This window comes from Paenibacillus larvae subsp. larvae (assembly GCF_002003265.1).
GTDB classification, from domain to species: domain Bacteria; phylum Bacillota; class Bacilli; order Paenibacillales; family NBRC-103111; genus Paenibacillus_H; species Paenibacillus_H larvae.
In genome coordinates this window covers 3,004,799-3,012,500 of the sequence record NZ_CP019687.1, presented here as the reverse complement: position 1 = coordinate 3,012,500, position 7,702 = coordinate 3,004,799, and the positions used below count along the sequence as shown (strand labels likewise).

The 7,702-nt window shown below is 47.5% G+C and carries 4 protein-coding genes and 1 rRNA gene (1 of these 5 only partly in view); all 5 read left to right on the top strand.

What is annotated here, in order from left to right; all coding sequences use genetic code 11:
• Window positions 1-2,763: ribosomal RNA gene (locus tag BXP28_RS15665) — 23S ribosomal RNA — on the top strand; it begins 218 nt to the left of the window's first position.
• Between the two features lie 252 nt (window positions 2,764-3,015).
• Window positions 3,016-3,477 (top strand): CtsR family transcriptional regulator, encoded by a 462-nt coding sequence (locus BXP28_RS15660; RefSeq protein ID WP_036655527.1) that lies wholly within the window; start codon window positions 3,016-3,018, stop codon window positions 3,475-3,477.
• A gap of 13 nt (window positions 3,478-3,490) precedes the next feature.
• Window positions 3,491-4,015 (top strand): protein-arginine kinase activator protein McsA, encoded by a 525-nt coding sequence (gene mcsA, locus BXP28_RS15655; protein ID WP_023482201.1) that lies wholly within the window; start codon window positions 3,491-3,493, stop codon window positions 4,013-4,015.
• A gap of 52 nt (window positions 4,016-4,067) precedes the next feature.
• Entirely contained in the window at window positions 4,068-5,138 is a 1,071-nt protein-coding gene (gene mcsB / locus BXP28_RS15650; protein WP_036655525.1) for a protein-arginine kinase McsB, read from the top strand.
• A gap of 56 nt (window positions 5,139-5,194) precedes the next feature.
• Window positions 5,195-7,645 (top strand): ATP-dependent protease ATP-binding subunit ClpC, encoded by a 2,451-nt coding sequence (clpC, locus tag BXP28_RS15645; protein ID WP_023482199.1) that lies wholly within the window; start codon window positions 5,195-5,197, stop codon window positions 7,643-7,645.
• Window positions 7,646-7,702 lie beyond the last annotated feature (57 nt).

Genomic DNA, 7,702 nt, shown 5'->3' with positions numbered 1-7,702 from the left:
AGAAGAAAACAATCGTGATTCCGTCAGTAGCGGCGAGCGAAAGCGGAGGAGCCCAAACCAGAGAGCTTGCTCACTGGGGTTGTGGGACACCTTATACGGAGTTACAAAGGAGCAGATTAGGCGAAGAGGTCTGGAAAGGCCTGCCACAGAAGGTAACAGCCCTGTAGCTGAAAGTCTGCTCTCTCCAAGGTGGATCCCGAGTACGGCGGGACACGGGAAACCCCGTCGGAATCCGGCAGGACCATCTGCCAAGGCTAAATACTCCCTAGCGACCGATAGTGAAGCAGTACCGTGAGGGAAAGGTGAAAAGCACCCCGGGAGGGGAGTGAAAGAGAACCTGAAACCGTGTGCTTACAAGAAGTCAGAGCCCTATGATTTTCTTCGGGAAATCAGGGTGATGGCGTGCCTTTTGTAGAATGAACCGGCGAGTTACGCTTGCATGCAAGGTTAAGGTGAAGAGCCGGAGCCGCAGCGAAAGCGAGTCTGAACAGGGCAAAGCATAAGCTTACGAAGTAGCAATACTTTGTATTGCTTGGAAGTATGCAGGCGTAGACCCGAAACCGTGTGATCTACCCCTGTCCAGGGTGAAGGTGAGGTAACACTCACTGGAGGCCCGAACCCACGAATGTTGAAAAATTCGGGGATGAGGTGGGGGTAGCGGAGAAATTCCAATCGAACTCGGAGATAGCTGGTTCTCCTCGAAATAGCTTTAGGGCTAGCCTCGGGTTAGAGTGATGGAGGTAAAGCACTGATTGGGTGCGGGGCCCGCCAAGGGTTACCAAGTCTAGTCAAACTCTGAATGCCATCCACTCGGTGCCCGGGAGTCAGACAGTGAGTGCTAAGATCCATTGTCAAGAGGGAAACAGCCCAGATCATCAGCTAAGGTCCCCAAGTGTGTGTTAAGTGGGAAAGGATGTGGAGTTGCACAGACAACCAGGATGTTGGCTTAGAAGCAGCCACCATTTAAAGAGTGCGTAATAGCTCACTGGTCGAGTGACTCTGCGCCGAAAATGTAACGGGGCTAAATACACCACCGAAGCTATGGGTCCTAATTAAGGGCAGTAGGGGAGCGTTCCAAGCAGCATAGAAGGTTGACCGTGAGGACAGCTGGAGCGCTTGGAAGTGAGAATGCCGGTATGAGTAACGAAAAGATCAGTGAGAATCTGATCCGCCGAAAGCCTAAGGGTTCCTGAGGAAGGTTCGTCCGCTCAGGGTAAGTCGGGACCTAAGGCGAGGCCGAAAGGCGTAGTCGAAGGACAACAGGCAGAAATTCCTGTACCACCAAACACCGCTATGAGCGATGGGGTGACACAGTAGGGTAGGGACGCAAGCTGATGGAAGTGCTTGTCCAAGCAGTGAGGCTGGTGTGCAGGCAAATCCGCACACGATGAAAGCCGGGCTGTGACGGGGAGTGAAAATAGCAGTAGCGAAGGTCTTGATCTCACACTGTCAAGAAAAGCCTCTAGCCAGGTGCAGGTGCCCGTACCGCAAACCGACACAGGTAGGCGAGAAGAGAATTCTAAGGCGCGCGGAAGAACTCTCGTTAAGGAACTCGGCAAAATGACCCCGTAACTTAGGGAGAAGGGGTGCCCCGGTAGAGTGAATAGCTCGAGGGGGCCGCAGTGAATAGGCCCAAGCGACTGTTTAGCAAAAACACAGGTCTATGCGAAGCCGCAAGGCGAAGTATATGGGCTGACGCCTGCCCGGTGCTGGAAGGTTAAGGGGAGTGGTTAGGGCTTAAGGCCCGAAGCTATGAACCGAAGCCCCAGTAAACGGCGGCCGTAACTATAACGGTCCTAAGGTAGCGAAATTCCTTGTCAGGTAAATTCTGACCCGCACGAATGGCGTAACGACTTGGGCGCTGTCTCAACGAGAGATCCGGTGAAATTTTAATACCTGTGAAGATGCAGGTTACCCGCGACAAGACGGAAAGACCCCATGGAGCTTTACTGCAGCTTGATATTGGACTTTGGTACGATCTGTACAGGATAGGTGGGAGCCTAAGAAGCCGGAGCGCCAGCTTCGGTGGAGGCAGCGTTGGGATACCACTCTGATCGTATCGGAGTTCTAACCCGGGACCGTGAACCGGTTCGGGGACAGTGTCAGGTGGGCAGTTTGACTGGGGCGGTCGCCTCCTAAAGAGTAACGGAGGCGCCCCAAGGTTCCCTCAGAATGGTTGGAAATCATTCGAAGAGTGCAAAGGCAGAAGGGAGCTTGACTGCGAGACCTACAAGTCGAGCAGGGACGAAAGTCGGGCTTAGTGATCCGGTGGTACCGCATGGAAGGGCCATCGCTCAACGGATAAAAGCTACCCTGGGGATAACAGGCTTATCTCCCCCAAGAGTCCACATCGACGGGGAGGTTTGGCACCTCGATGTCGGCTCATCGCATCCTGGGGCTGAAGTAGGTCCCAAGGGTTGGGCTGTTCGCCCATTAAAGCGGTACGCGAGCTGGGTTCAGAACGTCGTGAGACAGTTCGGTCCCTATCTGTCGTGGGCGCAGGAAATTTGAGAGGAGCTGTCCTTAGTACGAGAGGATCGGGATGGACGTACCGCTGGTGTACCAGTTGTTCCGCCAGGAGCACAGCTGGGTAGCTATGTACGGAAGGGATAAGCGCTGAAAGCATCTAAGCGTGAAGCCCGCCTCAAGATGAGATTTCCCAAGTAGTAAGACCCCTTGAAGACGACGAGGTAGATAGGTTGGGGGTGGAAGCGCAGTAATGCGTGGAGCTGACCAATACTAATCGGTCGAGGGCTTATCCTAAAGAAACAACTGTTCTAAGTACACTTTGCTTCGCTGCTAGTTTTCAGGGTAAAAGTAAATGAGTAAGTCTTATGGACATATTCCATAAGGCTTTTTTTGTTAGATTTGGGGAATAAACTCGCTCAGAATGTTAAGAATAAAAATGAGGAAGAAAACAAGACCTATCCCTTGCATAACTCAGCTAAACCTATTATAATTGAGTTAAGGTCAAAGAAAGTCAAAGTCAATTAAATCCTTACGGAGGATGAATTGATGAGAAATGTATCTGAAATCATCGAACACTACTTAAAACACATATTACAGCAAAGCCCGAATGGAGCTATCGAAATTCAGCGTAATGAACTGGCAGATCAGTTTCAGTGCGTGCCTTCGCAAATCAATTATGTCATTAGTACCCGATTCACCTTAGAAAAGGGATACTTAGTTGAGAGTAAACGTGGGGGCGGCGGATATGTCAGAATTCAAAAGATTGAGTTGAATTCACATGGGTCTATTTTGGATTATATTTTAACGACAATTAACCAGAGTATTGACCAGTCAACATCGGAAGGATTGATTTACCGCTTAGAGGAAGGCGAATTCTTAACCGCACGTGAAGCAAAGCTCATTCGCGCTGCCATATCCCGGGATGTTTTGCAGTTTAAGCTGCCACTTCGGGATGAAATACGGGCTAAGATTTTAAAGGCGATGCTAATATCCTTGCTATCGAGATAAGGAGGGGTAAACCATGCAATGCCAAGATTGCGGCAAAAGACCAGCCACTTTGCATTTTACCAAAATTGTAAACGGCGAAAAAACGGAATTTCACATATGTGAATCCTGTGCCAGAGAAAAAGGGGAACTGATTCCGGGAACGGCCGGGGGTTTTTCTATTCATAATCTGCTTTCAGGCCTATTAGACTTTGATCAGACATCTAACGGCTCTGTTTCTTCCCAGTCCCCGGCATCCTTGAGATGTGAAAACTGCGGCTTAACCTACTCCCAGTTCAGCAAGTTGGGCAGGTTTGGGTGCGGACAATGCTATCACTATTTTGAAGACAAATTAGATCCGCTTTTCCGCCGTGTCCATGGAAATACCGCTCATAGCGGTAAAATTCCTAGACGGGCAGGAGGACAGCTTCAGCAGCGCCGTGAAATTGATGAGCTGAAGGCACAAATGCAAAGAAGCATTGAGCATGAAGAGTTCGAGAAGGCCGCTCAGCTAAGAGATAAAATTCGTGAACTTGAGCGCAAACTGACCAGTGGAGGATAAAATTTGTATTCGAAGGGATTTGAAGAAACAGGTTATTGGAGGTGGGGTGTCCATGAACCACGAACGTTTCGTTAAAGATGCAATCAGTGAATGGATGAACGGTGACGGCCCAGATTCTGATATCGTCATCAGCAGCCGAATACGCGTAGCCAGGAATCTTAAGGATTATCCTTATCCGATGCTCGCCACAAATCAACAGTCCAAAGAAGTGCTGGACCAGGTAGCAAATGTGCTTAACAATGAAGATTTAAAAACGATCAGCCACTTCACGCTTGTTTCGTTAGGAGATATGAGTGAACTTGAGAAAAAAGTGCTGGTTGAGAAGCATTTAATAAGTCCTGGTTTGGCTAATGAATCCCGGAACGGGGCAGTCATTATTAATGATAACGGGTCCATCAGTATCATGGTGAACGAAGAGGACCATTTACGTATACAGTGTTTATACCCGGGTTTTCAGATCAGGGAAGCCTGGGATTTGGCAGATCAGTTAGATGACATTTTTGAGGCCCATTTAAATTATGGCTTTGACGAAAAAAGAGGATATTTGACCAGTTGCCCAACCAATGTGGGGACCGGTATCCGAGCTTCCGTTATGATGCATTTGCCTGCCTTGGTTTTAACCCAACAGATTAACCGAATTCTTTCGGCTGTAACTCAAATCGGGGTTACCGTAAGAGGGTTATACGGAGAAGGCAGTGAGGCGTTAGGGAACTTGTTCCAAATATCAAACCAGATTACATTAGGGCAATCCGAGACAGATATCATTGAAAATCTGTACAGTGTAGCCAGACAAATTATTGAACATGAGCGTGCCGCAAGAGCTAAATTGATACAAGATTCCAAACTAAAAATAGCGGACCGTATCAATCGTTCTCTGGGTATATTAACGCACGCGGTTATAATGGATTCTAAAGAAGCTGCCCAACGTTTATCGGATGTCCGCCTTGGAATAGATTTGGACTTAATTCAGAAGATACCTTCTAAAGTTCTTAACGAATTGCTTGTAATCACACAGCCTGGCTTTTTACAAGAGGACGCAGGCAAGCTATTGAATGCTGAAGAAAGAGATGTACGAAGAGCCAAAATTATCAGGGAACGATTCAGCAGAGCAGCACAAGTGTAATTCACTTTAATGGAATCGATGCTAACCATATTTTTTATTTGGAGGTGCAAAGAATTATGATGTTTGGAAGATTTACTGAACGAGCTCAAAAAGTATTATCCCTATCTCAGGAAGAAGCCCTGCGTCTAGGACATAACAATATTGGAACGGAGCATATCCTACTTGGGCTAATCCGTGAAGGGGAAGGCATTGCCGCAAAAGCATTGGTTGCTTTGGGATTGAGTCTGGAAAAAATTCAGGATGAAGTAGAGTCTCTTATTGGCCGCGGTCAAGAGCAGCCGACGAATCCTGCTTACACACCCAGAGCTAAAAAGGTCATTGAACTTTCGATGGACGAAGCCAGAAAACTTGGTCATACGTATGTAGGAACCGAACATATTCTGCTTGGATTAATCCGTGAAGGCGAAGGTGTAGCAGCACGGGTATTAAACAATCTGGGCATCAGCTTGAACAAAGCCCGACAGCAAGTACTTCAACTCCTCGGCAGCAGTGAGGTGACCTCCAGCAGCAGCGGAGCAGGCAATCATGCCAATACACCAACGCTGGATAGTCTGGCACGGGATTTAACCGCAATCGCCCGGGAAGGCAATTTGGACCCGGTTATCGGGCGAAGTAAAGAAATTGAAAGAGTCATTCAGGTGTTGAGTCGCCGTACAAAAAATAACCCGGTTCTGATTGGGGAACCAGGGGTCGGTAAAACAGCCATTGCGGAAGGACTCGCTCAGCGTATTATAAATAATGAGATCCCGGAAACATTAAAAAATAAACGTGTGATGACCCTGGATATGGGTTCTGTAGTTGCGGGAACAAAATACCGGGGTGAATTTGAAGACCGGCTTAAGAAAATCATGGATGAAATTCGTCAAGCCGGAAACATCGTTCTTTTTATTGACGAGCTGCACACATTGATCGGTGCAGGTGGAGCGGAAGGTGCTATCGATGCTTCCAATATTCTGAAACCTGCACTTGCCCGTGGTGAACTGCAGTGCATCGGTGCGACCACACTCGATGAGTATCGCAAATATATTGAAAAAGACGCTGCTTTGGAAAGAAGATTTCAGCCGATTACGGTTGACCAACCATCTGTAGAAGATGCTATCCAAATTCTGCACGGATTGCGTGACCGTTATGAGGCTCACCATCGTGTGAAAATTACAGATGAATCTATAGAGGAAGCTGTTAAATTGTCCGACCGCTACATTACAGACCGTTTCCTTCCCGATAAAGCGATTGACTTGATCGATGAGGCCAGTTCAAAAGTAAGGCTTCGTTCCTATACTGTACCGCCAAGCCTCAAAGAACTGGAGCATAAACTGGAAGAGATCCGCAGGGAAAAAGATTCAGCTGTACAAAGTCAGGAATTTGAAAAAGCGGCTTCTTTAAGGGATACGGAACAGAAATTAAGAGAAGAGCTGGAAAGCACAAAAAATGAATGGAAGCAAAAGCAAGGAAGCATGGATACCGAAGTAACAGCCGAGGATATTGCCGAAGTTGTAGCCAGCTGGACAGGAATACCGGTCCGTAAGCTTGCAGAAGAAGAAACGGAGCGCTTGCTCAAGATGGAAAGCATTCTTCATAGCCGGGTCATCGGTCAAGAAGAAGCTGTAAAAGCCGTCAGCAGGGCTATCCGCAGGGCCAGAGCAGGACTTAAAGATCCAAAGCGTCCGATGGGCTCCTTTATTTTCCTCGGCCCTACAGGGGTAGGTAAAACTGAGCTGGCACGGGCCCTTGCTGAGTCTTTGTTCGGTGATGAGAATGCAGTGATCCGGATTGATATGTCCGAATATATGGAGAAGCATTCCACCTCCCGTTTGGTAGGTGCTCCTCCGGGATATGTAGGTTATGAAGAAGGCGGCCAATTGACGGAAAAAGTCCGCCGCAAACCTTACTCTGTCGTCCTGCTCGATGAGATTGAGAAAGCTCATCCGGAAGTGTTCAATATCCTCCTGCAAGTACTGGAAGACGGACGCTTGACCGACTCCAAAGGCCGTACTGTCGATTTCCGCAATACGCTGATCATTATGACATCAAACGTTGGCGCAGAAACTATTAAGAAAAGCTCTACACTGGGCTTTACTGTAGTTGCAGATGCGGAAAAAGACTACAACTACATGAAAGATAAAGTTATGGATGAGCTGAAGAAAAGTTTCCGCCCGGAATTCCTGAACAGAATTGACGAAATCATCGTGTTCCACTCTTTGGATGAAAAACACATTGCGCAAATCGTCACTCTAATGGCCGAAGATTTAAGAAAACGCCTGAAAGAACAAGATGTAGACTTCGGTCTGACCGATAGAGCAGTTAAGTTCCTTGCCAAAGAAGGATTCGATCCCACTTATGGAGCCAGACCTCTTCGTCGTGCAATTCAAAAGCACATCGAGGACCGTCTGTCAGAGGAACTGCTTAAAGGTAACATTAACAAAGGTGATTCGCTTACAATTGATGAGCAGGGTGGAGAACTTGTTGTTTTGCACAATGAAAAAGAAACAGAAACTGCAAATCAATAATTAAGGAAAAAATAATAAATACCTTAAAAGCATTTTGCATGCTATCAAAATAGATGC